This is a genomic window from Microbacterium sp. (assembly GCF_035556355.1).
Classification (GTDB): Bacteria; Actinomycetota; Actinomycetes; order Actinomycetales; family Microbacteriaceae; genus Microbacterium.
Genome location: NZ_DATMFG010000010.1, coordinates 1 through 26,476, shown reverse-complemented (window position 1 = coordinate 26,476; position 26,476 = coordinate 1). Strand labels below are relative to the sequence as shown.

The window sequence follows — 26,476 nt, the reverse complement described above, 5'->3', positions numbered from 1 at the left end:
GTGGGGCAGCACCCCGGCTCCTCCCCAGGGTGCGCGGGCGGTGCGCATGACGCGCGCGACATGCGCGTCCAGCCCCGATTCGGCTTGGGATGGGAAGATGGTCGGGTGACTTCCGTTCTCGTCGACGCGCCCGCACGCGCGCTGTCCATCGGCTCGCTCGAGCTCGATGCTCCCGTCGTGCTCGCGCCCATGGCGGGCATCACCAACACCGCGTTCCGGCGGCTGTGCCGCGAGTACGGCGCGGGACTCTATGTGAGCGAGATGATCACGACGCGCGCCCTCGTGGAGCGGAACGCGACGACGATGCGTCTCATCACGCACCACGAGTCCGAGACGCCGCGCTCCATCCAGCTCTACGGCGTCGATCCCGCGACGACCGAGGCGGCGGTGCGCCTCCTCGTCGAGGAGGATCGCGCCGATCACATCGACCTGAACTTCGGATGCCCCGTGCCCAAGGTCACGCGCAAGGGAGGCGGCTCCGCGCTCCCGTGGAAGCTCGGGCTCTTCCGCGACATCGTCACGCGGGCCGTGCGCGCCGCGGGAGGCGTCCCGCTCACGGTGAAGATGCGCAAGGGCATCGACGCCGACCACCTGACCTACCTCGACGCGGGTCGCATCGCCGAAGACGCGGGCGTCGCGGCCGTCGCCCTGCACGCGCGTACCGCGGCCGAGTTCTACTCGGGCGAGGCCGACTGGTCGGCGATCGCCGCGCTCAAGGAGGCGGTCACGAGCATCCCGGTGCTCGGCAACGGTGACATCTGGAGCGCCGAAGACGCGGTGCGCATGATGGATGAGACCGGCTGCGACGGCGTCGTCGTGGGTCGCGGATGCCTCGGGCGTCCGTGGCTGTTCGGCGACCTCGCCGCCGCCTTCGGCGCCGAAAGTCGACCCGTCGACGCGACGCTCGGCTTCGTCGCGCGGGCCTTCCGCCGCCACGCCGAACTGCTCGTCGAGTTCTTCGACGACGAGGGGCGCGGCTGCCGCGACATCCGCAAGCACGTGGCCTGGTACTTCAAGGGCTACCCGGTCGGCGGCGACACACGCGCACGCCTCGCGACCGTGTCGAGCCTCGCCGAGATCGACGACCTGCTCGCCACGCTCGACCTCGACGCGCCGTACCCCGGCGCCGCAGCCGAGGGTCAGCGCGGCCGTGCCGGAAGCCCCAAGCGTCCGGCGCTGCCCGAAGGCTGGCTCGACTCTCGAGAGGTCGGGGCCGAGGCATCCGCCACCCTCGCCGAAGCGGAACTCGACACCAGTGGCGGCTGACGGCCCCGGGGCGGTCGGCGTCGCGTCGGGGCGACCGGAGGGCTACGACGACGCGGATGCCGCGCGCTTCCACACCGAACGTCACCGGTCGCAGCGCGATGACTTCGCCCGTGATCGTGCGCGTGTGCTGCACTCCGCTGCCCTGCGCCGCCTCGCCGCGAAGACGCAGGTGCTGAGTCCCGCGAGCCCCGCCGACTTCGCGCGCAACCGCCTCACGCACTCGCTCGAAGTCGCCCAGGTCGGGCGGGAGCTCGCGACGGCGCTCATGCTGTCGCCCGACGTCGTCGACACGGCGTGCCTGAGTCACGACCTGGGGCACCCGCCGTTCGGGCACAACGGCGAGCGCGCCCTCAACGACTGGGCCGACGACATCGGCGGGTTCGAGGGCAACGCGCAGACGCTGCGCATCCTCACTCGGCTCGAGCCGAAGGTTCTCGGCGACGACGGCCGCACGTACGGGCTCAACCTCACCCGGGCGAGCCTCGACGCGACGTGCAAGTACCCGTGGACGGCGGACCACCCGCTGCCCGATCCCGGGGGCAGGCTCAAGTTCGGCGTGTACCCCGACGACGAGGACGTCTTCCGCTGGATGCGCGAGGGTGCGCCCGGCCGTGTGCGATGCATCGAGGCCGAGGTGATGGATCTCTCCGACGACATCGCGTACTCGGTGCACGACTTCGAAGACGCGATCGTGAACGGGTACCTCGATCCCGCGCGCCTCACCGACACGGCCGAGCACGACGCACTCCTGCGTGCGATCCAGGCGTGGGTGGGGTTCGACTTCGCGCTCGACGAGCTCGAGGACGCGCTGTACCGGCTCATGCGGATGCCGGAGTGGATTCGCTCGTTCGACGGCACGCGTGCCGCGCACGCGCATCTCAAGAACCTCACATCCGACCTCATCGGCCGGTTCGCGCGGGCGGCCACCACGGCGACGCGCGAGGCGTACGAGGTCGCGGTCCTCACGCGGTATCGCGCGCACGTCGTCGTGCCGCGTGTCGTCGAGGCCGAGATGGCGGTGCTGAAGGGCATCATCGGAGCCGTGGTGGTCTCGATCGAGGGTCGCAAGGCCCTCTACAAGGAGCAGCGTCGCGTGCTCAAGCGCCTCGCGACGGCCTTGTGGGAGCGCCCCGAGGCGCTCGACGCGATGCACGCGCAGGACTTCGCGGTGGCCGAGACGGATGCCGCGCGCCGCCGCGTCGTCGTCGACCAGGTCGCGAGCCTCACCGACCAGCTCGCGATCGCGTGGCACGACCGGCTCGTGGGTGAGATCGACGCCGGATCCCTCGGCGTGTGGTCGCCGGCCGCGCCGAAGCCCGATTCCGCCCGCCGACGGGGAGGGCTGTGATGGCCGGACGCATCCGTCAAGCCGACGTCGACGAGGTGAAGGCGCGCACGAACATCGCCGACATCATCGGCGAGCGTGTGGCCCTCAAGCCTGCGGGTGTGGGCTCGATGAAGGGGCTGTGCCCCTTCCACGACGAACGCAGCCCGAGCTTCAACGTGCGCCCGCAGGCGGGCTTCTACCACTGCTTCGGATGCGGTGAGTCGGGCGACGTCTACTCGTTCCTCCGCCGCATGGACCACCTGTCGTTCACCGAGGCCGTCGAGCGCCTTGCGGGGCGCATCGGCTACACGCTCCATTACGAGGATGGGGGAGCGGCGCCCGAGACGACGGGCCGCGCGCGCCTGTACGCGGCGAACGCCGCAGCGGCCGAGTTCTTCCGCGCGCAGCTCATGACGCCCGAGGCCGAGGCCGCGCGCTCGTTCCTGGGCTCGCGCGGCTTCGACGCGGGCGCCGCCGCCCACTTCGGCGTCGGGTACGCGCCGAAGGGCTGGTCGGGCATGCGCGACGCGCTGCGCGGCCAGGGCTTCAGCGATGAGGAGCTCGCCGCGGCCGGCCTCGTGTCGCAGGGGCAGCGCGGCGTGTACGACCGTTTCCGCGGGAGGGTCGTGTGGCCCATCCGCGACGTCACGAGCCAGGTGATCGGGTTCGGCGCCCGCAAGCTGTACGACGACGACAACGGCCCCAAGTACCTGAACACGCCCGAGACGCCCATCTACCGCAAGAACCAGGTGCTCTACGGGCTCGACCTCGCCAAGCGCGACATCTCGCGCGAACACCGGGTCGTCGTGGTCGAGGGCTACACCGACGTCATGGCGTGCCACCTCGCGGGGATCACGACCGCGATCGCGACGTGCGGCACGGCATTCGGCTCCGACCACATCACCGTGCTGCGGCGCGTGATGGGCGACGACACGGCAGCGGGAGAGGTGGTCTTCACCTTCGACCCCGATGAGGCGGGGCAGAAGGCCGCGTTGCGCGCGTTCGGCGACGAGAAGCGCTTCGCCGCGCAGACGTACGTCGCGGTCGCTCCCGACGGCCTCGACCCGTGCGACCTGCGCCTCAAGCGCGGCGACGCGGCCGTGCGCGCACTCATGCAGACCAAGGCGCCGATGTTCGAGTTCGTGATCGACCGGCGTCTCGCGGGCTTCGATCTCGCGACGGTCGAAGGCCGCGCGGGCGCTCTGCGCGCCGCCGCGCCGATCGTCGCCGAGATCCGCGACCCTTCCCTGCGCCCCGGCTATGCGCGCGTGCTCGCACGGCGCCTCGGGCTGGAGCTCGGCGAGGTCACCCAGGCCGTCGAGCGCGCACGACGGGGTGGAGGACGGGGAACGTATGCCCCCGGCCAGAGCCGCACGCAGCGCGGGCAGACGCCGGTGGAGACGCCCGCCGAACCGGTCGTCCGCGTGACGCTGGCGTCGCTGCCGCGCACCGCCGACGTCGTGCTCGAGCGCGACGCGCTCATGGGGTTCCTGCAGTTCGGGCACCGCATCGAGCCCGACCTGCGCGCGCAGGCGCTCGCGCTGCCGTTCCGGCATCCGGCGCTCGAGGCCGTGCGGCAGGCGGTTGCGGCGGCACCCGATGTCGAGCGTCCCGGCTGGGCCGCGGATGCCGTGTCGGACGTGCGCGAGCCCTTCCGGTCGCTCGCGGCCGAACTGCTCGCGGCGGACTTCCCGGCGCTGACCGACGACGCCGCCGTGGCGTCGACCGCCGACCTGGCCCGGCGGCTCATCCTGCGCGCACTCCAGCGCGAGAAGACCGAGCTGCTGGGTGCGATCCAGCGCGTCCCCGCCGATTCCGACGAGGGCCGCGGCATCCGGGTGCGCCTTCGCGAGATCGACGTGGAACGCGAGAGATTAGTCGCCGATCTCTGATCGGGCAACCGATTGGCGCGCGGCTCCTTCGCAGGGCATGATGTGGACATGTCCCGCCGTCGAGACGCCGAAGTCGCGATCCGGTGCACCGATCTCTCGGTCGCCCGTGCGGGACGAGGTGCCCCGAACGAGCGGGTCGTCGACGGCGTCTCGTTCACCCTCGGCCACGGCGCCACCCTGTCTCTCATGGGCCCGACCGGTGCGGGCAAGTCCAGCCTCGCCGCGATCCTCGCGGGGAGCACCGAGCAGGGCCTCGCCGTCGTCGGCGGAGACGCCGAGGTGCTCGGCATCCGTGTCCGCCGTCCCGGCCGCGCACACCGCGAGCTGACCTATTACACCGGCTACCTCCCGCAGCGGGCCGGGGCGAACCTGCCCGCGCGCCAGACGGTGTCGGAGCTCATCGGCGAGCCGATCACGAGCCGCTCGCGCCGGGTCAACGAACGGGCGCTCGCGGTGCGGATCGCATCGCTCCTGGACGAGCTCATGCTGCCTCTCGGCGCCGCGGCGAAGTACCCGTACGAGTTGAGCGCCGGCATGCGCCAGCGCGTCGCGTTCGCTCGTGCGCTGATCCTCCAGCCGCGCATGCTGATCGCCGATGAGCCGTTCGTGAACATGGACGTGGAGGCGCGGCGGGCGGCCAAGAAGGCGGTCCTGCGTCGGCGGCACGGGTACGGGATGTCGGCGGTCATCGTCACCAACGAGTCCGACGTCGTGCGCGACCTCGACACGGATGTGCTGGTCCTGCGAGGTGGTCATGCGATCGCCTACGGGCACGGCACGACCGACCTGCTGTGGACCCCGAGCGGCGAGGCCGACAAGCGTCTCATCGCCTCGTGATGGTCATGACCACGCTTCCGGCTTTGCTAAGATGGTCTGGTTGCCCGCGGTAGGCGGAGCATATTCCTCCATAGCTCAATTGGCAGAGCAATCGGCTGTTAACCGATAGGTTCTTGGTTCGAGTCCAAGTGGGGGAGCCACGAACTCCACTTCGAACTCCCGTGATCGTCACGGGAGTTTTTCTTCTGTGGCTGCGGGACCACCGTCAGTTATGCCCGCATCAGACATACTTATGTCGTAAAACGCCACATCCGGGTAGGCTCTCGATCAGACCCGTCTTCCAGGCCACCGCCTGTCCTGATCCGGAGAGCGAGCACCGATGCTTCTTCTCGAAAGAGACCTCATCCAGTCCGTCGGATTCCGCAACGTCCGTGAGGGCGACGCGGTGGTCGGATTCCAGTTCCGCGTGCGCATGCCGTCCTATCGAGGCATGGCCGCATCGCTCATCGACGGCATCGCGGTGCGCGTGGGTGACATCGTGGAGGTCGGCCCCGAGGTGCCGCTGTGGACGTTCGGCGGACGGACGTACACGCTGCAGGAGCTCTGGGACTCGGACGGGGTCCGATGGCCGCTCGAAGAGCCCGCGATCGTCACCGTGCCGTTCCCCGGCGGACTCCCGGAGGGCACGCATGAGGTGTCGATCGAGCTTCGGCTGCGGATGTCGTACATCCCCGAGGAGCATCAGCCGTCGCGGTACGAGGAGTCGAGGCACATCACGCTCACGTCGTCCGAGGAGGGCGGCCCGTTCAAGTACGGTGTGAGCCTCTACAGCTTCATGACGGACTTCGGGACCGTCATGGACCTCGAGACTGCGCTCGCCGCTGTCGCCGACGTGGGGGCGACCGGCGTCGAGATCCTCGGCGAAGGCCACATCGAGGGGTACCCCGAGCCGACAACCGAGTGGGTCGACCGCTGGTTCGCCCTCCTCGAGAAATACTCGCTCGAGCCCACGAACTACGGCTCGTGGATCGATACGCGACTCCACTCTCGCGGCCCGAACGCGCGCGAGTACACCGCAGCCGAAGGGGCTGCGACGCTGCAGCGCGATCTGCGCCTGGCGAAGCGCCTCGGCTTCCGTTTCGTGCGACCGAAGATCGGAGTCGTCTCGAGCGACCTCATCCCGCATCCGACCTGGACCGAGGCCGTCGAGCGGTCCCTCGACCTCGCCCACCAATTGGATGTCGTGATCTGCCCCGAGATCCACGCGCCCACGCCTATCAAGCACCAGGTGGTCGACGACTACGTGGCGCTCATCGAGCGCACCGGCACCCGTCACTTCGGGCTGCTGCTGGACACCGGCATCTTCCAGGACCGCCCGATCCCGCTGAAGCCCGGTGAACTGCCCGGCCGCCGCCCGGCCTTCATGGACGGAATCGCGGTCGACCCGGCCGACATCGCCGACATCGCCCGGTACGTCGTGTTCATCCAGGCGAAGTTCCACGACATCGACGAGAACCTCGAAGATCAGCAGATCCCGTGGGAGCCCGTGCTGCGCGCGCTCAAGGACGCCGGATACACCGGATACCTCTCCAGCGAGTACGAGGGTGTGCGCACACCGTGGCGCTCCATCGAGCAGGTGCGCAGGCAGCACTCGCTCCTGCGCTCGATCGCCTCCCGCCTCTGAATCCGCGAGACGACAGCATGCCCAACGGCCTCATCACCGAGGACAGCCTCCGCCCGCACCCGGCCGGTCTCGCGCTCCGCCTCACGATCCCCTGGTACCGGAGCCTGTGGCTCTCTTCGGTCTCGACCATCCGCCTGACCGTCGACGGAACCGACGTTCCCGACGACGACCTCACGTTCGAGCTGGGCGGCAGGCGATACGCGATCGCAGAGCTGCAGGAACAATCCGACACGCTGTGGTACCTGCAGGAGCATCCGCTTCTCATCGCCCGTCTCGATCGTCCGGTCGCCGTCGGCGAACAGCACGACGTCGAGATCTTCGGCGAGTTGCGGCTGCCCTACATGCAGATCGCCCCGGGTCGCGAAGGCGGCCCGGGCATGTACGTCCCGAACGTCGTGCGACAGGCGACGACCCTCACGGTCACCGACCGCGACGCACCCCCACCGGCGACGACGACGGATGCCGCACCGCCCGTTCCCGACCCCGGTGACGACCCGTTCAAGCTGGGCCTCACGCTGTACTCGGCCAGCGCGGAATTCCGCGCCGGGTGGTACGACCTCGACGGGCTGCTCGATCGCGTGGCCGAGCTCGGCATCGGCCCGGGCATCGAGATCGTCGCTTCGCAGATGCTTCCCACGTACCCGGTCGTCTCCGACGACTTCGTCGCGACGTGGCGCGCGGCCTTCGACCGCCACGGATTCGAGGCGAGCTCGTTCGGCGCGAACCTCGACATGGGCAGGCGCCGCGATCGCGACATGACGCCCGACGAGGAGTTCGAGTTCAGCGAGCTGCTCTTCCAGGGCGCGAAGCGACTCGGATTCCCGCTCGTTCGCATCCAGAGCGCCAAGCCCGAGCTGCTGCGCCGACTGCTGCCCGTCGCCGAGAGCCTCGATCTCACACTCGCCTACGAGATCCATGCGCCGACGGGGCCGAACTCGCCCGAGATCGTCCAGGTGCGCGAGGTGTACGCGGACCTCGATTCGCCGCTCCTCGGCTTCGTCGCCGACTTTTCGTCGACGATGCACGCGATGTCACCGACGCTCCTTCACGCTGTGCGACGCGCCGGCCTGGACGACGAGGCGGTCGACCGTCTGCAGCGCATCTGGGAGACGGATGCCCCGATGCGCGAGCGCCAGCAGGAGTTCATCGCCTACCTCCACGGGCGCGACTTCGATCCCGGGCGCCTCGGCTCGTTCGCGCACCTCGCGTTCAACATGCACGGCCACGTCGACCCGCGGGAGTGGGCGGACATCATGCCGCAGATCCTGCACGTGCACGCGAAGTTCTACGACATCGACGAGACGGGCCAGGAGCCCGCGATCGACTACCCGGAACTCGTGCGCGTCTTCGTCGAAGGCGGATACCGCGGCTACTGGTCGAGCGAATGGGAGGGGCATGCGTTCGCCGAGCTCGGCGAGGTGGACCCGCTGCTCCTCGTGCGAAAGCAGCACGACCTCATCCGTGCGTCGCTGCGCTCGGCGGAGGCGACCCGTGCCTGAAATGGACTTCCGCACGCTGCCCCTGCCCGAGGTGCTGCGGCTCTTCCGTGAGCGCGGGGAACCGGCCGACCCCCGCCCCGACGTCGACACCGCGTCGCTCAAGCGGCGGTTCCCGCGGCTCGCCGGTGTCGAGACGGCGGATCTGCGGATCGACGGTCCGCGCGGACGGGTCGTGCCGGCGCGCCTGTATCGCGACGCGTCGGCGGCGGCATCCGGGCACGCCCTCGTGTGGGCGCACGGCGGCGCGTTCATCGGCGGGCACCTCGACATGCCGGAGTCGAACTGGGTCGCGCTCGAGCTCGCGGCTCGCGGCATCCCCGTGCTCGCCGTCGACTACGTCAAGTGCCTCGGCGATGTGCATTTCCCCGAGCCGTCCGACGACGTGCTCGCGGGGTGGAGGTACGCCCTGGCGAACGCCGTCGAGCTGTTCGGCGTGTCGTCATCGGCGGTCATGCTCGGCGGTGCGAGCGCGGGCGGAAACCTCACAGCCGGCGCGGCGGCCAGGCTGCGCGACGCCGGTGAGCACGGACCCGCCGGCCTCGTTCTCGTGTACCCCGTCGTTCATCCGAACGGTCTGGATGCCTCGGCCGACCTCCACCCCGACTCTCCGCACACCGCCCTGACGCTCAACTTCACCGGCTCTCCGGAGGCGGCGCTCGACCCGCACGCCTTCGCCGCGCTGGGTCGGGCAGAGGGATTCCCGCCGACGCTCATCGTCGTGTGCGAGCACGATGTGCTCCGGCCATCGGGGGAGTCGTTCGCGCGTCAGCTCGACGACGCGGGCGTCGACGTCCAGCTGCATCTCGAAGCCGCGGCCGACCACGGGCACATCAATGAACCTTCCGATCCGACGGCCCTGCTGACCGTTCAAGCGATCGCGAACTGGATCCGGGAGCGGGAGTGAGCGACGCGGCCTCCGTCACCTATCGGAATCCCGTCCTGGCGGGGGATCGCCCCGATCCTGCGATCATCAAGGTGGGCGACGAGTACTGGATGACCTACTCTTCGTTCGAGTCGGCGCCGGGGCTGCCTCTCTACCGCTCGCGGGACCTCGTGAACTGGGCGTACGCGGGCTCCGCGCTCGCCGAGCCGCTCGGAAGCACCTTCGCGGTCGACATCGCGGAGCACGACGGCCGGTACTTCATCTACATCCCGTTCATCCCGACGCCGTGGTCGGAGCTCACCGAGCCGGCGATCTTCGTGATCCACGCCGACGCCATGCAGGGGCCGTGGTCCGAGCCGATCGACCTCGGGATCCGGTGGGCGATCGATCCCGGCCACGTCGTGGGGGAGGACGGCAAGCGGTACCTCTTTGTCAACGGCATCCGTCGCATAGCACTCACGGACGACGGCCTGGCGACCGTCGGCGAACTCGAGCACGTCTACGACGGCTGGCGCTACCCCGACGATTGGATCACCGAGGCGTACGCGCTCGAGGGTCCCAAGCTCCTCCGCCGTGGGGACTGGTTCTACCTCGTGAGCGCGGTCGGCGGCACGAGCGGCCCACCGACCGGCCACATGGTGATCGTCGCGCGGTCGCGTTCGATCCACGGCCCGTGGGAGAACAGTCCGCACAACCCGGTCGTGCGCACGTGGGACGCCGCTGAGAAGTGGTGGTCCCGCGGGCACGCGACGATCGTCGAGGGCACCGGCGGGAACGACTGGTGGATGGTCTCGCACGGCTACGAGAACGGATACCGCACGCTCGGGAGGCAGATCCTGCTCGAGCCGGTCGCGTGGACCGAGGACGCGTGGCCCGTCGCGGTCGCGGAGGACATCGGGGAAGACCTCGACGCCCCGGCCGGCGCCTCCCCTCAACCGGCGTCGTCCGCGTTCTCGGACGACTTCACGACGCTGCGGCTCGGCGAGCGATGGACGTTCCACGCGCCGGATCCGGGGGAGGCATCCCGCCTCCGCCTCGACGACGGACTGGTGATCGCAGGCAAGGGGAGCAGTCCCGGTGAGAGCTCCCCGTTGGCGATGGTGGTAGGCGACCACTCGTACGAGTTCGAGGCCGACATCGAGCTGCTGGGCGATGGGGTCGAGGCCGGCCTGCTCCTCTTCTTCAACGATCGGCTGTTCTGCGGCATGGGCATCGACGGTGAGCGGATGTTGAGCTACTCCGGTGGCCGAAGCACGCACTGGCGCGAGCCCGCTCCCGCGACGCGGCGGCTGCAGCTCCGGTTGCGCAACGACGAGCACATCGTGACCGGGTGGTATCGCGAGCCCGGCCGGGGGTGGACACGCCACGCGATCCGCTACGAGACGTCCGGGTATCACGCCAACACGATCGCTGATCTGCTGAGCCTGCGGCCCGCGCTGTACGCGGCCGGAACCGGCAGCGCGCGCTTCCGCGACTTCGCGTACAGGCCGGTGACGAAGGGAGTGGCCGCGTGAGCACCGAAGCCGCCGACACCGCCCACCGTCGAGGAGTAGACCATCGCCGTCCAGCGCGCGATCGAACGCGTCCGTGACGCTCTCGTCGAGGCGCGGGAAGCCGTCGTCGCCGACTGACCGGTCAAGCCCGCTCGACGGTGACCGCGACGGGCTGCGTGCGATCCAGCGACGAGCCGACGTGGAGCATGAACGTGCCGGGCTCGACGACGAGACGGCCGTCGGCGAGCCGGAAACCCAGCTGCTCGTCGCCGATACGGAATGAAACGCGTTCGGTGGCGCCCGCTTCGACCGTCACGCGCTCGAAAGCGACGAGCCGGCGCACCGGAGGAGCGATGCTCGCGACGACGTCTTCGACGTAGACCTGCACGACGTCGTCGCCGGTTCTCGTCGATGTGTTCGTCACGTCGACGGAGAGGGTGACGGACTCGTCGCGCGCGATCCGCCGCGCGGACAGACGAGGCGATCCGTGGGAGAACGTCGCGTAGCCCGACCCGTGGCCGAACGGGAACTGCGGTCCGAGCTCGAGGTCGAGGTACTTCGACGTGTACTTCTCCTGGACGTTGTCCGGCCCGTGCAGACCGATGTCCTCCGTGGTCGTGGTGAGGGTGCCGCCGGTCGTCGCCGGTCGACCGGTCCGCTCGTGGGCGTAGTAGACGGGGATCTGACCCACCGATCGCGGCCAGGTCATCGGCAGGCGGCCGGAGGGGTCGGCGTCGCCGAGCAGCACATCCACGATCGCTCCCGCCGCCTCGGTGCCGCCGTGCCATGCGACGATCACGGACGGGGCGAGGTCGATCCAGTCCGAGACGATGAGCGGGCGCCCCGTCTCGATCACGACGACGAACGGCACGCCGGTGCGCGCGATTGCGCGGACGAGGTCCTCCTGTCGGCCCGGAAGCCGCAGGTCGCTGCGCGACGCGGCCTCGCCCGAGAGCGCGCTCGGCTCACCGACGAGGAGGACGACGATGTCGCTGTCGCGTGCGGCCTCGACCGCAGCCGCGATTCCCGTGTCGTCGTCCTCGAGGAAGTCGACGCCGGCGACGACGCTGACCTCGGCATCCGGACGTCGCGAGGCGAACTCGTCGGCGATCGATCCCGCCGGAGCCCCGAACGGCTGCGACCACGCGCCGAGGTGGTCCGTCGACGTCGCGTACGGGCCGGTGAGGAGGATGCGCCGATGATCCGCGAGTGGGAGCAGGGCGTCGTCGTTCTTCAGCAGCACCGCGGAGCGCACCGCGGCGCGCCGTGTGAGGCGGAGGGCTTCGTCGGTCGGCGCGGTGATCTCGGCGGCCTCGTCGACGTACGGCTGATCGAAGAGCCCGAGACGCTCCTTCAGCGTCAGCACCCTCGCGACGGCGTCATCGAGCCGCGTGCGATCGACGCGGGCCAGCAGCGCCTCACGGACCTCCGACGGCGCCCCGCCCATCTCCACGTCGAGGCCGGCCTCGTACGCCTGGGCCGCGGCATCCGCGAGGTCTTCTGCGATTCCGTGCGGGATCAGATTGCGCACGCCCTCGGCGTCGCCAACGACCACCCCGTCGAAACCCCACTCGTGCTTGAGCACCGCGGTGAGCAGCCCGTGATTGGCGTGCATGGGGCGGCCCGCGACGGTGTTGAAGGATGCCATGACGGATGCCGCACCCGCCGCCACCGCAACCCGGAACGGCTCGAGGTGGACGTTCCGCAGTCTGTGCTCGGAGGCGTCCACCGTGTTGTAGTCGCGCCCGCCCTCGGGCTGCCCGTAGGCGACGAAGTGCTTCGCCGTCGCGGCGATGGCGCGGGGTGAGCGGAGTGAGGAGCCGTGATAGCCGCTTATCATCGCGCGAGCCATCGTCGACGTGAGGTGGACGTCCTCGCCGAAGCCCTCGACCACGCGGCCCCAGCGCGGGTCACGTGAGATGTCGACCATGGGGGAGAAGGTCCACTTGACGCCGCCCGACCGCGCCTCGGCCGCGGCGAGGGCGGCGAGCTCTTCGACGAGCGCCGGGTCGAACGTCGCGGCCTGCGCGAGCGGCACCGGGGCGATCGTGCGCTGGCCGTGCACGACGTCGAGACCGACCAGCACCGGGATGCCGAGCCGCGTCTCCTCGACCGCGACACGCTGGAACTCGTTCGTCGCCGCCGCCGAGCGCGGCCAGAAGACCGAGCCGATGCCGTCTCTGATGAGCTGCGCGGCGTCCTCGAGCCGAGGGCGGAAGACGATCTGCAGCTGACCGAGCTTCTCGGCATCCGTCATCTCGGCGATCAGTCCTCGCACGCGCGCACTGACCGGTGTCATGGAATCCTCCTCGGTCGCGACCCACGGCCGCACGTGAACCAGATACCGCCCGGAGCCGAGGCCCCGGGCGGCATCTGCGCCTCTGCGTGTCAGCGGATCAGCTGTCCCACGCCGCGTCCATCTCCTCCAGAACCTGATCGACGGTCTTCTGACCCGTCAGCAGGCCCTGCACGCCGACACCGAGGGTGTCGTAGACGGCGGGGTTCGGCCACGTCGCGTTCGGGAGGCCGGTGAAGGCGCCCGACTCGAGCAGGTCGCCGACCGCCTGGTAGGGCGGGAGCAGATCAGCGGACGTCGCGCCCGTGATCGGCACCATTCCGGCGAGGTCGGCGAAGGCCTTCGCCTGCTCCGGCTGGGCGACCCAGTCGAGGAACGCCTGCACCGACTCCTTGACGGCGTCATCCGCCTTGGCGTTGAGCGCCCACGCGTAGTTCGCCGACGCCATCATGTACTCGCCCTGGCCTTCGGCGGGCGGGAACGCGCGCACCTGGAGCTCGAGCCCGGTCGCGGCCCCGATCGAGGTGGCAGCCGAGCCGGGGAGCGCCGCCGTGAGCGCCGTGCCGCCGCCCATGCCGGCCGTGATCGTGTCGAAGGTGCCGCCCTCGACGCCGTCCTGGAAGCAGCCGCTGTCCTTCAGCTCGATGATGTCCTCGAGCGTTTCACGCCAGCCATCCGAGTCGGCGAAGGTCACGTCGCCCGCGGCGCGCTGCTCGTTCCAGTCGGGGGTGTTCTCGTAAACGCGCGTGGCCGAGATGAGCTGCGACAGCAGGCCGGTGTTGAAGGGCACCGAGCCGGCGAGGACCGTGAACGTCTTGCCGCCCTCGCGGGCCGTCGTGCACATCTCGAGCATCTCCTCGTAGGTCGAGGGGTACTCGTCGATGCCGACCTCGGACGCCGCGGCCGCGTTGAAGACGTAGCCGACGGGCATGAGACCCGTGGGCTGGCCGTAGATCTCGCCCTCGTACTCGTACAGGTTCTCGGTGCCCGCCGGGATGACGGATGCCGAGTCGCCGCCGAGCGGAGCGAGCAGGCCCGCCTCCGCGAGTGTCACGACCGAGATCGCCTGGCCGGTGCCGGGCGCGAGGATCATGACGTCGGCGGCGTTGCCCGCCTGCAGCTGCGTCGTGACCTGCTGGTTGTACGCCTCGGACGGGTAGGGGATCACCTCGATCTCGACGCCCGTCTCGTCGGAGTAGGCCTGGAGGGTCTTCTCGTAGTAGTCGTCCTGGTCGTTCGCCTGGGCGACCATGACGGTGAAGCCGGCGGCGACACCGTCGTCGTCGCCGTTGCTGCCGCCGTCGTCGCCGCTCGACGAGCAGCCGGCGAGGATCAGGACGCCGGCGACGGGTGCCGCGAGGAGCGACCACCGGCGAGGCCGGGATGCTGTGTGCTGTGGCATTTCGGACCTTTCATGACTTCGTTGTCGCCAGTCAGGTAATCTGGCTCGGCCACCGGGCCGCATCCTCAGCCTGACACACATTCGCATAATTCTGACATTTGTATTGTTTATGTGAGGCAATAGTCAGGCTGATCCCCTTCTTCTACCTGATCAGAAGCTCTTTTCGGCGACGATTTCCACCGGCCCGGCGAGGCCCGCGGGCAATGGGGACGCCGTCTGTTCGAACACCTGCGTCATCGGAGAGAAGATCTCGCCCGACGGAGCGGATGCCTCGGCGATCAGCCGGTTGCGCCACGGAGTCGCGACCTCCACCTCGAGCACGTTTCGCCCGACGCGCACGGCCGGTGTCACATCCACCCGGAACGGACTGGTCCACGCGACCCCGCAGTCGACCCCGTTCAGCCGGACGCGCGCGATGTCGCACACGCGCCCGAGGTCGAGCCACAGCCGGTCACCGTCGGCATCCGGCAGCTCGAACTCGGTGAGATAGGTCGCGACGCCCGAGAACGCCCGCGCCTCGTCGCCGAGCGTCGTCCACAGCACCGGTCCCTCGGGGAGCGGAATCGGCCGGCGTCCGGAGATGTCCAGCGACCACTCTCCGTCGATCTCGTGTGCTGCGACGGATGCCTCGGGCACCGGCTCCCGCCCTGAGGCCGGCACGAGGAACACCGACCCGAACGCCGGCAGCGTGAGGTCGTACGCGCGACGCCCGTTCCGGTTCTCGGACCCGTCGAGCCCGAGCGCGAGCACGCGCACGGGATCCCACGCGGCGCGGGGGTGCGCGTCATCCGGTACCGAGACCCGCACCCGCACCTCGTGGCCGGCGGGATTCGCGAGGAACGCGATGCGCTCACCGCCGACGACGCGCGAGATCGTCCGCACCGGTGCCCCGTCCACGGTGAGCCAGGGTTCCCGTCCGAGCTCGCGCAGCGCCGCAGTGAGGTCGGCTGTCGCCACCACGTGCCCGCGTGCGCGGGGGTGCGTCCAGATCTCGTCGCACCATCGTGCGAACTCGTCCTCGTCGTCGGCCAGTGACGGGGAGCGATCGGGCCGCATGCCGATCACGGTCGCGCCTTCGTCGAGCAGCGCCGCGACCAGGCGCAACGTCCGGAGCGTCATGCGCCGACTCGACCCGCCGAGGTAGAGGACCGCGTACCGTGCGCCACGAGACTGCAGGACGCCGTCCGTCACGGTGAGCGCATGCAGGTCGTCGGGCCCGGCATAGTCGAAGTCGAACCCCGGTGGGACGGAATCGTCGAGCGCCTCGCCGAACAGCCCGGTGACGGGCGCCTCCTCGCCCACGAACACCAGGACGTCGACGGCGGGCTCGCCCGCAGACAGCACGGCTGAGCACCGGGCGAGGTAGTCGATCCACGGCTTGGCCATGTCTGCCCACGTCTCGTTGACTGTGAACACCTGCCCGAGGAACGGCGCGAGCGCGATGCCCGGCGGCGGTGCCGCGATCGGCTGATGCGGGGATGTGTGGATGCAGAAGCGCGTCACACCGAGCGAGAGCTGCAGGTCGGCGACGTGCTTGAGGCTTCGCGGCGTCGACGCCCACGGGCGGTCGAAGCTCGTGAACGCCTCGGCTCCCGTCCACTTCCTGCCGTGGAGGTGGGCGACGGATGCCGCGCCTTTGAGGTCGGCGACGTATGTCGGCACGGGACCGGCATCCGGGTCGAATGTCCACATGGCGCCCATCGGCACGTCAGCGTGCGACCGCATCGCGAGGTCGTCGCCCAATTGCGGGCGACGGTCCTCCAGCGCCTCGGCGTAGTACGCCATGCCGCGCCGGTGAGCCTCCGCGGAGAGTGTGCCGTAATACTCGTCCGCGAGGAGCTCCGAGATCGTGCGCCGGTAGTCGTAGAGGAATCGATCGGATGCCTCAGCACCGCCGACCACGAGACCCGTGAGCGCGGGCAGCCAGGGGGTCGGGTCGTAGCCGCGGCGCTGCCGGAAACGCTCGATGATATCGTCGGTCCAGTTCTGGGCGCCGGCTTCGATGCTGTCGCTCAGGAGTGCGTCGAACCGGCCGGGGGAGAAGCGATCGAGGTGCTCCCGCAGGTAGCGGGCGACGCGGGATCCGTCGAGCTTGTCCACCTCGAGTCCGGTCGAGTCGGCCGGCGCGGGGCCGTTGGTCTGGCCGGTCAGCGAGGCGCCGAGACGCAGGATGCGCCAGCGGCCCGGCGGCGCGTTCCAGGTGAGCCGGCCGCCCGCGACGTGTTCCGTGATGTCGAGGACGTCCGTCGCGAGGAGGGCCGCGGCATCCGCAGCGGCGTCTTCCGGAGTGTCGACGGCGTAGTAGTCGGGGACGACCCCGAATCCCGCCTTCGCCTCCGCGTGGTGCACGCGGCCGCCGGCGTACAGGGCGAACTCGGAGATGAGGAACGCGTCGCTCTTGCGGAGGACCGGGGGCACGCGCACGCCGTCGGCGACCGGCGGCAGGGCTTCGGCCGCACTCGCTCCCGAGAGCACGAGGCGGAACCTCCGGGCCGTGACCGGCGCGAACGCCGCGGTCCGGGCGGGGACCGTCGACGGGGGAAGAGCCGCGATGTCGCGATACGTGATGCCGTCGTCGCTCGCCTGCAGCACCGCCTCGGCGGGAGGCGCGGCGCCGAAGCCTCCCGGACCCGGGAGGCCCGCGGTGACCGAGCGCACCGTCACGGGTTCGTCGAACTCCTGCTCGATCCACGCCGACGACCACGCGTCCGGGTCGCGAGGGAGCGAGATCGTCGAGTCGAACGAGCCGTCGCGCAGCCGCTCCCCGTCGGCGACGGGTGCTGATCCGGTCACCCGCACCGGTGCGAGCGGCGCGTGCTCGGGCTTTGCAGGGAACGCGATCACGCGCCAGTCCACGGCCCACGGTTCGCGCGCTGGAGAACCCCAGCGCGGGGAGTCCTGGAAGAGGCCCGCGACGGAGGGGAGCGCGGGCAGTTCGACGTCGATCTCACCGCCGCCCTGCACGACTGCCTCCGACCACACGACCTTCTTCATGGCGTCGGCCGGCTCGACCCACGGGCCGCCCGCAGCGCTCCATCCCGACGATGTCGCGACGGCGAGCTCGAGCCCGAGGTCGGCGGCGGTGTCGGATGCTGTCGCGAGCGCTTCGCGCCACGCATCCGTCCCCGGCCGAACCGGCTCGGGAACCACCGGAGGCACGCCCATCCCGCCGTCGAAGAGCTGCACGCCGCGCACGCCGACTCCGTGGAGCCACGTCAGATCGCGGACGATTCCGGCGGGGTCGATGTTGCCGTCCATCCAGTGCCACCACGCGCGCGGCCGTGCGTCGTCCGGAGGATCGATGAACGCCTGCCACAGTGCGGCGAGCGGACCGGATGCCGGGGGCGGCGATGACTCTGGCATGGGTCTCATCCTCGCGTCGCGGAACGGCGTACAGAGGTCCGGACCACTTATATCCGATATCGCTAAAACTAATGTGTGCTTTGAACGGAAGTGTGTGAAAGTTGCTTCAGGCCCGCCGACGGGCGGCGCATGACGACGAGGTCAGAGAGCGGATGACAGTGACGATCGAGCGAGACTCCACTCGCACACTCACAGTGCCCCCCGAGGCGCGGCGCACACCGCGGCCTCGCGGCCGCAAGCCCCTCATCAGCTACGGGCATTGGTGGTGGGCGCTGCCCGCCGTCATCCTCGTGATCGCCGTGCACTACGTCGCGACGCTCACGGGTGGGTTCTTCGCGTTCACCGACTGGACCGGCCTGGGCGAGTGGGAGTTCATCGGCTTCGACAACTTCGTCCGCATCTTCAACGACCCGCTGCTGCTCGGCGCGGTGTGGAACACGCTGTTCCTCGCGTTCGGCTCCGTGATCCTCACGAACCTTCTGGGCCTCGGGTTCGCTCTCGCGATCAACCGCACGCTCAAGACGAGGTACATCCTGCGGACCCTGCTGTTCATGCCGGTCGTCCTGAGCCCCCTCGCGGTCGCCTACGTGTGGAAGTTCATCTTCCAGTTCAACGGGCCGCTCAACGGGTTCCTCGCAGCGATCGGCCTCGAGGATTGGCAGAAGGTGTGGCTCGCCGATCCCACGTGGTCGATCTGGGCGATCCTCCTCACCGTCGTTTGGCAGCAGACCGGTTTCGTCATGGTCATCTACCTCGCCGGCCTCGCGTCGGTGCCCGTCGAGCTCGAGGAGGCCGCCGCACTCGACGGCGCGAACATCTGGCAGCGGTTCTGGCACGTCACCGCTCCCGGCATCCGCCCATCGATCGCCATCGCGACCACCCTCGGGATCATCCAGGGCCTGCGGATCTTCGACCAGATCCTCGCCCTCACCGGCGGCGGACCCGCGGGTGCGACCGAGACCCTCTCGACGCAGGTCTACAAGCAGGCGTTCTCGCTCGGCCAGTTCGGGTTCGGCTCGGCGCTCGCGCTCATCCTGACGCTCATCATCCTGGTGTTCGCCATCCTTCAGCAGCGCGCGACGCGCGACCGCGACGCCGTCGTCCGAAAGGCCTGACATGTTCCGCTATACCAAGCTCACGGCGGTCCGCGAGGTGCTCATCTGGATCGTGACGCTCCTCGGACTGCTGCCCTTCTACCTTCTGCTCACGACGGCGTTCAAGACGGACCAGGAGGCCCTCACGACGAGCGCCGTCGCACCGCCGCAGTCGCTGAACTTCGGCGCCTTCGTCGAGGTGCTCACGACGGGCGGGCGCAACAGCATCCCGATGGCGATCCTCAACAGCACGATCATCACCGCCGGTGCGATCGCGGGGCTCGTGCTGTTCGGCTCGGTCGCGGCGTACGTCATCACCCGGCGCACGCGCATGTGGACGAACGTGACGTTCTATCTCGTGCTCATCGCGATCATCCTGCCGGCGCAGCTGGGCACGGTGCCCCTCTACATCGGCGCCCGCACGGTCGGGCTCACGGGCAACGCGATCGGAATGATCCTGCTGTGGATCGGCATCCTGCTGCCGCTGTCGATCTTCCTCTACGCGAGCTTCTTCCGCGGCCTCACGACCGAGTACGAGGAGGCCGCCGTCATCGACGGGGCGTCGCCGACGCAGGCGTTCTTCCGCGTGGTCCTTCCGCTCATGGCGCCGGCGACCGGCACCGTGGCGATCCTTACGGGACTCATCGTCTGGAACGACTTCTTCAACTCGCTGATCTTCCTCGGCGGCTCGACCACTCAGACGCTCCCCGTCGCGATGTACACGTTCGTCGGCGGACTCGTGTCGGCGTGGAACAAGATCTTCGCGGTCGTGATCATCTCGATGATCCCGATCCTGCTGTTCTACATGTTCGCGCAGAAGAAGTTCATCCAAGGTTTCGCCGGCGGTCTGAAGGGCTGACCCGCCGGGAACGATTCGAGGACGGCCGGATCGTCGAGCGCAGGCGCACCACGCTCCCGCGCATGCCGCCCACCCCATCGATGTCCTGACGACCCTGGAGACGACCGTGTATCAGCTCGCACCCAACATCGAACTTCTCTTCACCGAGGCCGGCGACTACCACGAGCGCGTACGTGCGGCCGCCGCGGCGGGCTTCGACGCCGTCGAGATGTGGGGGCCGATGGGCGTGGACGCGCCTGCCCAGCCGAAGGACCTCCCGGCGCTCAAGGCCGCCCTCGAGGAGACCGGCACCCGGCTCACCGCGCAGCTGTCCGAGCCGCGCACGCAGTTCATGATCCCGCCGTGGGACCATTCGGAGTTCTACCGCAGGCTCGATGAGGGCGTCGAGATCGCCCGCGACCTGGGCTGCCCGCGCATCGTCGTCGGCAGCGGCACGGGCTTCGGCGGCTGGAAGCGCCAGGTGCAGCTCGACAAGCTGATCGAGATCTACCAGAAGGCCATCGCGCAGATCGACGGCTCGGGCATCACGCTCGTCCTCGAGCCGGTGAACATCCGCGTCGACCACCCCGGCGCCCTCCTGGACCGCACCTCCGAGGCGGTCTATGTCGCGCGCGGCGTCGACTCGCCGTTCTTCGGCGTGCTCTACGACATCTACCATTCGGCCGTCGAGGGCGAGGACATGGCGGCCGAGCTCGCGAACGCGGGCGACCTCATCAAATACGTCCAGCTCGCGGATGCCCCGGGTCGAGGCGAACCCGGGTCCGGCTCGCTCGACTGGGTCGAGCGGCTCGGGATTCTCCGCTCCAGCGGTTACGACGGGCCGATCGGGCTCGAGTATTACCCGACGCAGGACTCCGGGGCATCCGTGACCCTCATTCGCGAAGTGGCGGCGACGGCATGAGTCGCTATCCCGAATCGGTCGACGTCGCGATCGTCGGCAGCGGCCCGACCGGCGCCGCCTACGCGCGGATCCTGAGCGAGCAGGTCCCGCGGGCGCGGGTCGCGATGTTCGAGGTGGGGCCGACGGTATCCGACCCTCCGGGCGCGCACGTGAAGAACATCGAGGACGCCGAAGCGCGGGCCGCGGCGCAGCGGCGGTCAGAGGGTCCTGGTGCAGGCGAGGCGACGGTCGACAACCCGGGAGCCGTCAAGTCGGGGGAGCGGCGTGCGCGTCCGGGGACGTTCCTCCTCTCGGACGGATACCGCGTCGACGACGAGGACGGCCTGCCCGTCGCGGCGTTCTCGAGCAACGTCGGCGGCATGGCCGCCCACTGGACCGGAGCGTGCCCGCGGCCGGGCGGGAGCGAGCGCATCGCGTTCCTCCCCGACATGGACGAGCTCCTCGACGAGGCGGATCGCCTGCTGGGTGTGACGACGGACGCCTTCGACGCGGCGCCCTTCACGGCGCTCGTGCGCGAGCGGCTCGCTGCGGTCGTCGACGACGGTCGGGAGCCCGCGGCGCAGGTGCAGCGGATGCCTCTCGCCGTGCGCCGCCGCGAAGACGGGCGGCTCGTATGGTCGGGAGCGGACGTCGTCCTGGGCGACGTCACGCGGGGCAATCCGAACTTCTCGCTTCATGACGAGTCGCTCGTGACGCGAGTCCTCGTGGAGGACGGGCGCGCGGCGGGCGTCTCGGTGCGGGACCTGCGGACCGGCGACGTGCACGAGGTGCGCGCGCGGTTCGTCGTCGTCGCCGCGGACGCCCTGCGGACTCCGCAGGTGCTGTGGGCGTCCGGCATCCGTCCCGAGGCCCTCGGACGCATGCTCAACGACCAGACCCAGGTCGTCTACGCGGCGCGTCTGCGCGACGTCGGGCCCGCGGCGGCCGCCCAGGTCGCGGCATCCGGTGCCCTCAGTGAGCAGAGCGGAGTGAGCTGGGTGCCTTTCACCGACGAGGTGCCTTTCCACGGGCAGATCATGCAGCTCGACGCCTCGCCTGTGCCCCTCGCGGACGACGACCCGGTCATCCCGGGCTCGATCGTGGGCCTGGGCCTCTTCTGCGCCAAGGACCTGCAATGGGAGGACCGCGTCGAGTTCACCGACCAGCCGGACCCCTACGGCATGCCGGCGATGCGCCTGCGGTACACGCTCACGGACCGCGATCGCGCGGTGCTCGAGCGTGCGCGTGAGGAGATCGTGCGTCTCGCGAAGGCTGTCGGCGAGCCCCTCGGCGACCGGCCGTTCACGATGCCGCTCGGCGCGTCGCTGCACTACCAGGGGACGACCCGCATGGGCGAGGTCGACGACGGGCGCAGCGTGTGCGGACCCGACTGCGAAGTGTGGGACGTGTCCGGCCTCTTCGTCGCGGGCAACGGGGTCATCCCGACCGCGACCGCGTGCAATCCGACGCTCACGTCGGTCGCACTCGCCGTACGGGGTGCGCGAACCATTGCCCGAAAGCTTTCTTTTGTCTAATTCAGACATTAGGGTGTAGAAACGCGTACTAAGTAGTCAAGGAGGACTCGTGATCCCCGATCGCATCATCGAGCAGGGAACGCTCACGACCGACGGCGCCCGTGCCGCGGTCGAAGTGCGCCTGCCGTGGTACCGCGCACTGCCGGCGTCGTGCATCGCCGGCGCCACGCTCGCCGTCGACGGTGTCGAGGCACCGGCCGAGTCGCTCCGTTGGGAGATGAACGGCCGCACCTTCACGTTCGACGAGCTCGTGCCCAACACCGAGGAGTGGTGGTTCCCCACCGACTCCGCCGTCCTCTCGGGCGACATCGCGCTCGACGACGCGCCGGAGCACAAGGTCGAGGTGTCGCTCGTGCTGTACATCCCCTACATCGTCATCGGCGACGGCGAGGTGCTCCACATCGAGGAGCGCGATGCCAAGACGATGCCCGCTCGGAAGGCGGTGGCGGCATGACCCTCCGACAGGCTCAGGGGCAGCTGGGCGCGCCCATCCAGGGCGTCACCCTCTACAGCTTCACGCGCGCCTTCCACGGCCGCGAGTACGACCTCGAGGGGCTCGTCCGCAAGGTCGCGGCCGAAGGCTACGGGCCCGGGCTGGAGATCATCGGGTTCTCGAGCTTCCGCGGATTCCCCGACGTCGACGACGCGTACGCGGGGCGGTTCCGCGACCTCGTCGCCGAGACCGGTCTCGTCACGACGTCCCTCGCGATCAACGCCGACATCGGTATCCACCGCGATCGGCTGCTGTCGCAGGACGAGCTGATCGAGTACATGCGCCGCCAGATCGAGGCCGCCGCGAAGCTCGGCTTCCCGATCGCACGCGTGCAGATCTCGATCTCGCCCGACTCGATGGAGGCCCTCGCGCCGATCGCCGAGCGCTACGGGGTGACCCTCGCCCTCGAGGTCCACGCCGACCAGTACGCGTCGCACCCGCGCATCCTCGCACTGCGCGACCGCTACGAGAAGGTGAGCTCGCCGTTCCTCGGGTTCACGATGGACTGGGGCGCCACCGTGACCGGCTTCGCGCCGTCGCTCATCGAGGCTTACCGCCGCCGCGGCGCATCCGAAGACCTCCTCGAGAAGGTCGTCGCGCTGTGGAACGAGTTCTACGAGCAGGGGCCGCCGGCCGACCAGGCAGAGCACGGCCAGCGTTTCGGGCGCTTCATCGCGCTCGCCGCACAGAACGGTCGCCCCGACCTGGGCATCGACTTCGGCATCAACGGCACCGGCCTCTTCGGCCCGGCCCGCGTGGACGACTGGCTCGAGATCTTCCCGTGGATCAAGCACGTCCACGGCAAGTTCTTCGGGATCGACGAACACGGCGAAGAGCCCTCGGTTCCGGTGCGCGACCTCGTGAAGCTCCTCGTCGAGAACGGTTACAACGGCGCGATCTCGAGCGAGTACGAAGGCTGGCACTGGAACCATTGGCAGTCGCCGTTCGAGATCATCGCCGCCGAGCAGGCCGTGCAGCGGTCGGCGGCCGAGAACGCCGGCAGCCGGATGGTGACGGATGCCGCGGAAGCGCGCAGTCAGCTCGCCGCCTGGCTGCCCCGACCCGAAGGAGCGAACGCATGAGCGACGGAATCGCGGGCACCGGCATCAAGCTGGGCACCACCCTCTACTCGATGACGAGTGAGTTCGCCGCCGGCGTCTACACCCCTGAGACGCTCATCGCGGCCGTCGCAGAGAACGAGATCGGCCCCGGCGTCGAGTTCAACATCGCGCAGCTGCTTCGCACGTACCCCGACGTCGACGGCGAGTTCACGAAGCTCTGGTTCGACTCCCTCGAGAAGTACGGGCTCGAAGCGAGTGCGATCGGCACGAACCTCGACATGGGGCGCCGCAAGGATCGCGACATGACGCCCGATGAGGAGCACGACTTCCTCGCCCGGCAGCTCAAGACGGCGCACACGCTGGGCTTCAAGCGCATCGTCATCCGGTCGGCGGGCAAGGAGCTGCTGCGCAGGCTCCTTCCGCTCGCGGAGAAGTACGACCAGCGGCTCGGGTACGAGATCCACGCGCCGCAGGGTCCCAACGACCCCAAGGTGGTCGAGATCCGCGAGCTCTACGAGGAGCTCGGCAGCGACCGACTCGGCTTCACGGCGGACTTCTCGTCGACGATGCACTCGCTGTCGCCGCGCCTCATCACGCAGCTGCAGTCGATGGGGCTCGACGACAAGCACATTCCGGTCATGGACGAGATCTGGCACGAGCCCACTCCGATGCACGTGCGCAATCAGAAGTTCGAGGACTACCTCGTCAGCGAAGGCGTGGACCCGCTGCGATTCGGACCGTTCACGCGGCTCGCGTTCAACATGCACGGACTCGTGCCGCCCGAGGAGTGGCTCGACATCATGCCGCAGATCTTCCACGTGCACGCGAAGTTCTACGACATCGGCCCCGACGGCGAGGAGCCCGCGATGGACATCCCGCGCATCGTGAAGCAGTTCGTCGACGGCGGGTACGTCGGCTACCTCTCAAGTGAGTGGGAGGGTCACGCCTTCCTCGACCTCGGCGAGGCCGACCCGATCGATCTCGTGAAGAAGCAGCACGCGCTCATGCGGCGCGCCATCGAAGACACCGTCGCGCAGCGCCAGCCGGCCTGAGCGGGGAAAGGAGCAGACCAATGTCCGACAGCGTCGCCGAGGCATCCGTCGCAGAGCTCGCCGCAGAGATCGCGCGCCTCCGCGAAGAGGTCGCCGAAGCTCGACGGCTCGCGGAGCGGGCCGAAGATCGCGGCAAGATCGAGAACCTCTTCAATCGCTACATGTACCTGCACAACGCGTTCCAGGACGAGCAGATCATTCCGCTGTGGGTGAAGGAGGGGACGGAGGGCATCCGCGCCCGCTACACCAACGCGGGGCAGTACACCACGTGGGAGAGCGTGACCGCCTACCACCGCGGTCGTCCCGCACCGGCGGGCAAGCTCATCCTCCACGCGACGACGACGCCCGTCATCGAGGTCGCCGGCGACGGCACCACGGCGAAGGGGGTGTGGCTCATGGCGGGGACGGAATCCGGGCTCACCGATCCCGAGGTTGCGAAGGAGTTCCCCGACATGTACTCGCCCCAGGAGGTGCTCGGCAAGAAGGTGTGGGCGCACTGGGTCTGGTGCAAGTACGGCATCGACTTCCTCAAGCAGGACGGCGAGTGGAAGATCTGGAAGTTCCGCTGCTACGAGCTCGCGCGCGCTCCGTTCGAGGAGAACTGGGTGAGCTTCGGCCTGAAGAACCAGAGCGCGTTCGACCTCGACCTCATGTACTTCGGCGACGACGGCAAGCCCGTGTTCATGCCTCCGGCCGACGAGCCGGTGCCCTCGAAGAACCACCCGTACAGCCCCGAGACGGTGCAGAAGCTCGAGCCGGTGCCGCCGGTGCCGCACGAGCACTTCACCGACACCTTCGCGTAGGAGAGACCATGGCCACCCACAATTCGCTGTTCTCCGAGAAGGACGTGCGGCGCACAGACGACGGCATCGCCGTCTCGCTGCAGCTGCCCTGGTACCGGAGCCTGTGGCTCTCGGCAGTGGACGATGTCGCGGCATCCGTCAACGGGGTCGAGATCCCGAAGGAGGACCTGCGGTTCGCTCTGGAGGGGCGCGTGTACCGCATCGAGGAGCTGCCCGAGCAGTTCGAAACCCTCTGGTTCGTCGCCGATCGCCCCGACGTCCTCATCCGCCTCGACGAGGTTCCGGCGGCGGGCGAGAAGCTCACCGTCGAGGTGGTGCTGACGATGCGTCTGCTCTACATGCAGATCATGCCGGGCGTCGACGGAGGTCCGGGCCGGTACGTCACGAATCGCGTCCCCGTCGAGCGAGAGGTGGTGCTCGCATGACCGGTCTTCGGGTGGCCATGATCGGGCACGGTTTCATGGGAGCGGCCCACTCGGTCGGTTGGCGGCAGGCGCCTGCCGTGTTCGATCTTCCGGTGCGGCCGCATATGGCGGTTGTGGTGGGTCGTGATGTCGAGGCGACGGCTGCGGCGGCGGAGAAGTGGGGCTGGGGGGAGGCTGCGAACGATTGGCGTGAGGTGGTCGCCCGTGACGATATCGATGTGGTCGACATCGTGACGCCGGGTGATTCGCATGCCGAGATCGCGATCGCGGCGCTGGGGGCGGGCAAGCATGTGCTGTGCGAGAAGCCGTTGGCGAACACGGTGGCTGAGGCGGAGGCGATGGCGGATGCCGCGGCCGCAGCCGCGGCGGCCAAGGGTGTGCGGGCGATGGTG

At 69.4% G+C, this 26,476-nt stretch carries 21 protein-coding genes and 1 tRNA gene; 19 read left to right on the top strand and 3 right to left on the bottom strand.

Annotated features, from left to right (window positions below):
- Nucleotides 1–105 precede the first annotated feature (105 nt).
- The 9 genes from dusB (at nucleotide 106) to VNR19_RS02025 (ending at nucleotide 10,842) form a co-directional block, all read left to right on the top strand.
- A complete protein-coding gene (gene dusB, locus VNR19_RS02065; RefSeq protein ID WP_325723403.1) occupies nucleotides 106–1,266 on the top strand; it encodes a tRNA dihydrouridine synthase DusB in 1,161 nt (386 codons plus the stop codon).
- A complete protein-coding gene (locus VNR19_RS02060; protein WP_325723401.1) occupies nucleotides 1,256–2,614 on the top strand; it encodes a deoxyguanosinetriphosphate triphosphohydrolase in 1,359 nt (452 codons plus the stop codon). The genes dusB and VNR19_RS02060 overlap by 11 nt, the downstream gene beginning before the upstream one ends.
- Nucleotides 2,614–4,485, top strand: coding sequence for a DNA primase (gene dnaG / locus VNR19_RS02055; protein ID WP_325723399.1), 1,872 nt, complete (start codon nucleotides 2,614–2,616; stop codon nucleotides 4,483–4,485). The genes VNR19_RS02060 and dnaG overlap by 1 nt, the downstream gene beginning before the upstream one ends.
- 48 nt (nucleotides 4,486–4,533) lie before the next feature.
- Entirely contained in the window at nucleotides 4,534–5,322 is a 789-nt protein-coding gene (locus VNR19_RS02050; RefSeq protein ID WP_325723397.1) for an ATP-binding cassette domain-containing protein, read from the top strand.
- A gap of 64 nt (nucleotides 5,323–5,386) precedes the next feature.
- Nucleotides 5,387–5,462, top strand: a tRNA-Asn gene (locus VNR19_RS02045).
- A 179-nt stretch (nucleotides 5,463–5,641) separates the two neighbouring features.
- Nucleotides 5,642–6,946: a C-glycoside deglycosidase beta subunit domain-containing protein gene (locus VNR19_RS02040; RefSeq protein ID WP_325723395.1), complete on the top strand. Its 1,305-nt coding sequence runs from the start codon at nucleotides 5,642–5,644 to the stop codon at nucleotides 6,944–6,946.
- A 17-nt stretch (nucleotides 6,947–6,963) separates the two neighbouring features.
- Nucleotides 6,964–8,445, top strand: coding sequence for a C-glycoside deglycosidase beta subunit domain-containing protein (locus tag VNR19_RS02035; protein WP_325723393.1), 1,482 nt, complete (start codon nucleotides 6,964–6,966; stop codon nucleotides 8,443–8,445).
- Nucleotide 8,446: 1 nt separating this feature from the next.
- On the top strand, nucleotides 8,447–9,349 hold the full coding sequence (locus tag VNR19_RS02030; protein WP_325723424.1) for an alpha/beta hydrolase: 903 nt from the start codon (nucleotides 8,447–8,449) through the stop codon (nucleotides 9,347–9,349).
- A complete protein-coding gene (locus VNR19_RS02025; RefSeq protein WP_325723391.1) occupies nucleotides 9,346–10,842 on the top strand; it encodes a family 43 glycosylhydrolase in 1,497 nt (498 codons plus the stop codon). Before VNR19_RS02030 ends, VNR19_RS02025 begins: the two co-directional genes overlap by 4 nt.
- Before the next feature lie 121 nt (nucleotides 10,843–10,963).
- Here the strand turns inward: VNR19_RS02025 and VNR19_RS02020 are convergent, their stop codons facing one another.
- From VNR19_RS02020 to VNR19_RS02010, 3 genes are all read right to left on the bottom strand, one after another.
- Nucleotides 10,964–13,120 carry a glycoside hydrolase family 3 N-terminal domain-containing protein gene (locus VNR19_RS02020; RefSeq protein ID WP_325723389.1) on the bottom strand — a complete coding sequence of 719 codons (2,157 nt, stop codon included), beginning with the start codon at nucleotides 13,118–13,120 and terminating at the stop codon, nucleotides 10,964–10,966.
- A gap of 97 nt (nucleotides 13,121–13,217) precedes the next feature.
- Nucleotides 13,218–14,519, bottom strand: coding sequence for an ABC transporter substrate-binding protein (locus VNR19_RS02015; protein WP_325723387.1), 1,302 nt, complete (start codon nucleotides 14,517–14,519; stop codon nucleotides 13,218–13,220).
- Nucleotides 14,520–14,669: 150 nt separating this feature from the next.
- Nucleotides 14,670–17,882: a glycosyl hydrolase gene (locus tag VNR19_RS02010; protein WP_325723385.1), complete on the bottom strand. Its 3,213-nt coding sequence runs from the start codon at nucleotides 17,880–17,882 to the stop codon at nucleotides 14,670–14,672.
- A gap of 152 nt (nucleotides 17,883–18,034) precedes the next feature.
- Between VNR19_RS02010 and VNR19_RS02005 the strand changes: the two genes are divergently transcribed.
- The 10 genes from VNR19_RS02005 to VNR19_RS01960 all read left to right on the top strand — a co-directional run.
- Entirely contained in the window at nucleotides 18,035–18,997 is a 963-nt protein-coding gene (locus tag VNR19_RS02005; protein WP_325723383.1) for a carbohydrate ABC transporter permease, read from the top strand.
- Between the two features lies 1 nt (nucleotide 18,998).
- Nucleotides 18,999–19,835 (top strand): carbohydrate ABC transporter permease, encoded by an 837-nt coding sequence (locus tag VNR19_RS02000; protein WP_325723381.1) that lies wholly within the window; start codon nucleotides 18,999–19,001, stop codon nucleotides 19,833–19,835.
- A 106-nt stretch (nucleotides 19,836–19,941) separates the two neighbouring features.
- Nucleotides 19,942–20,736, top strand: a complete 795-nt coding sequence (locus VNR19_RS01995) for a TIM barrel protein (RefSeq protein ID WP_325723379.1) — start codon at nucleotides 19,942–19,944, stop codon at nucleotides 20,734–20,736.
- Complete coding sequence (locus VNR19_RS01990; protein ID WP_325723378.1) at nucleotides 20,733–22,250, top strand: c-glycoside 3-oxidase CarA; 1,518 nt, start codon at nucleotides 20,733–20,735, stop codon at nucleotides 22,248–22,250. The genes VNR19_RS01995 and VNR19_RS01990 overlap by 4 nt, the downstream gene beginning before the upstream one ends.
- Before the next feature lie 49 nt (nucleotides 22,251–22,299).
- Nucleotides 22,300–22,704, top strand: a complete 405-nt coding sequence (locus VNR19_RS01985) for a C-glycoside deglycosidase beta subunit domain-containing protein (RefSeq protein WP_325723376.1) — start codon at nucleotides 22,300–22,302, stop codon at nucleotides 22,702–22,704.
- Nucleotides 22,701–23,825, top strand: a complete 1,125-nt coding sequence (locus VNR19_RS01980; protein WP_325723374.1) for a sugar phosphate isomerase/epimerase family protein — start codon at nucleotides 22,701–22,703, stop codon at nucleotides 23,823–23,825. Before VNR19_RS01985 ends, VNR19_RS01980 begins: the two co-directional genes overlap by 4 nt.
- Nucleotides 23,822–24,856: a sugar phosphate isomerase/epimerase family protein gene (locus tag VNR19_RS01975; RefSeq protein WP_325723372.1), complete on the top strand. Its 1,035-nt coding sequence runs from the start codon at nucleotides 23,822–23,824 to the stop codon at nucleotides 24,854–24,856. The genes VNR19_RS01980 and VNR19_RS01975 overlap by 4 nt, the downstream gene beginning before the upstream one ends.
- 20 nt (nucleotides 24,857–24,876) lie before the next feature.
- A complete protein-coding gene (locus VNR19_RS01970; RefSeq protein ID WP_325723370.1) occupies nucleotides 24,877–25,659 on the top strand; it encodes a nuclear transport factor 2 family protein in 783 nt (260 codons plus the stop codon).
- Nucleotides 25,660–25,667: 8 nt separating this feature from the next.
- Nucleotides 25,668–26,084 carry a C-glycoside deglycosidase beta subunit domain-containing protein gene (locus VNR19_RS01965; RefSeq protein WP_325723368.1) on the top strand — a complete coding sequence of 139 codons (417 nt, stop codon included), beginning with the start codon at nucleotides 25,668–25,670 and terminating at the stop codon, nucleotides 26,082–26,084.
- Nucleotides 26,081–26,476, top strand: a 396-nt coding sequence (locus VNR19_RS01960) for a Gfo/Idh/MocA family protein (protein WP_325723366.1), incomplete at its 3' end; no start/stop codon positions are given. The genes VNR19_RS01965 and VNR19_RS01960, both read left to right, overlap by 4 nt.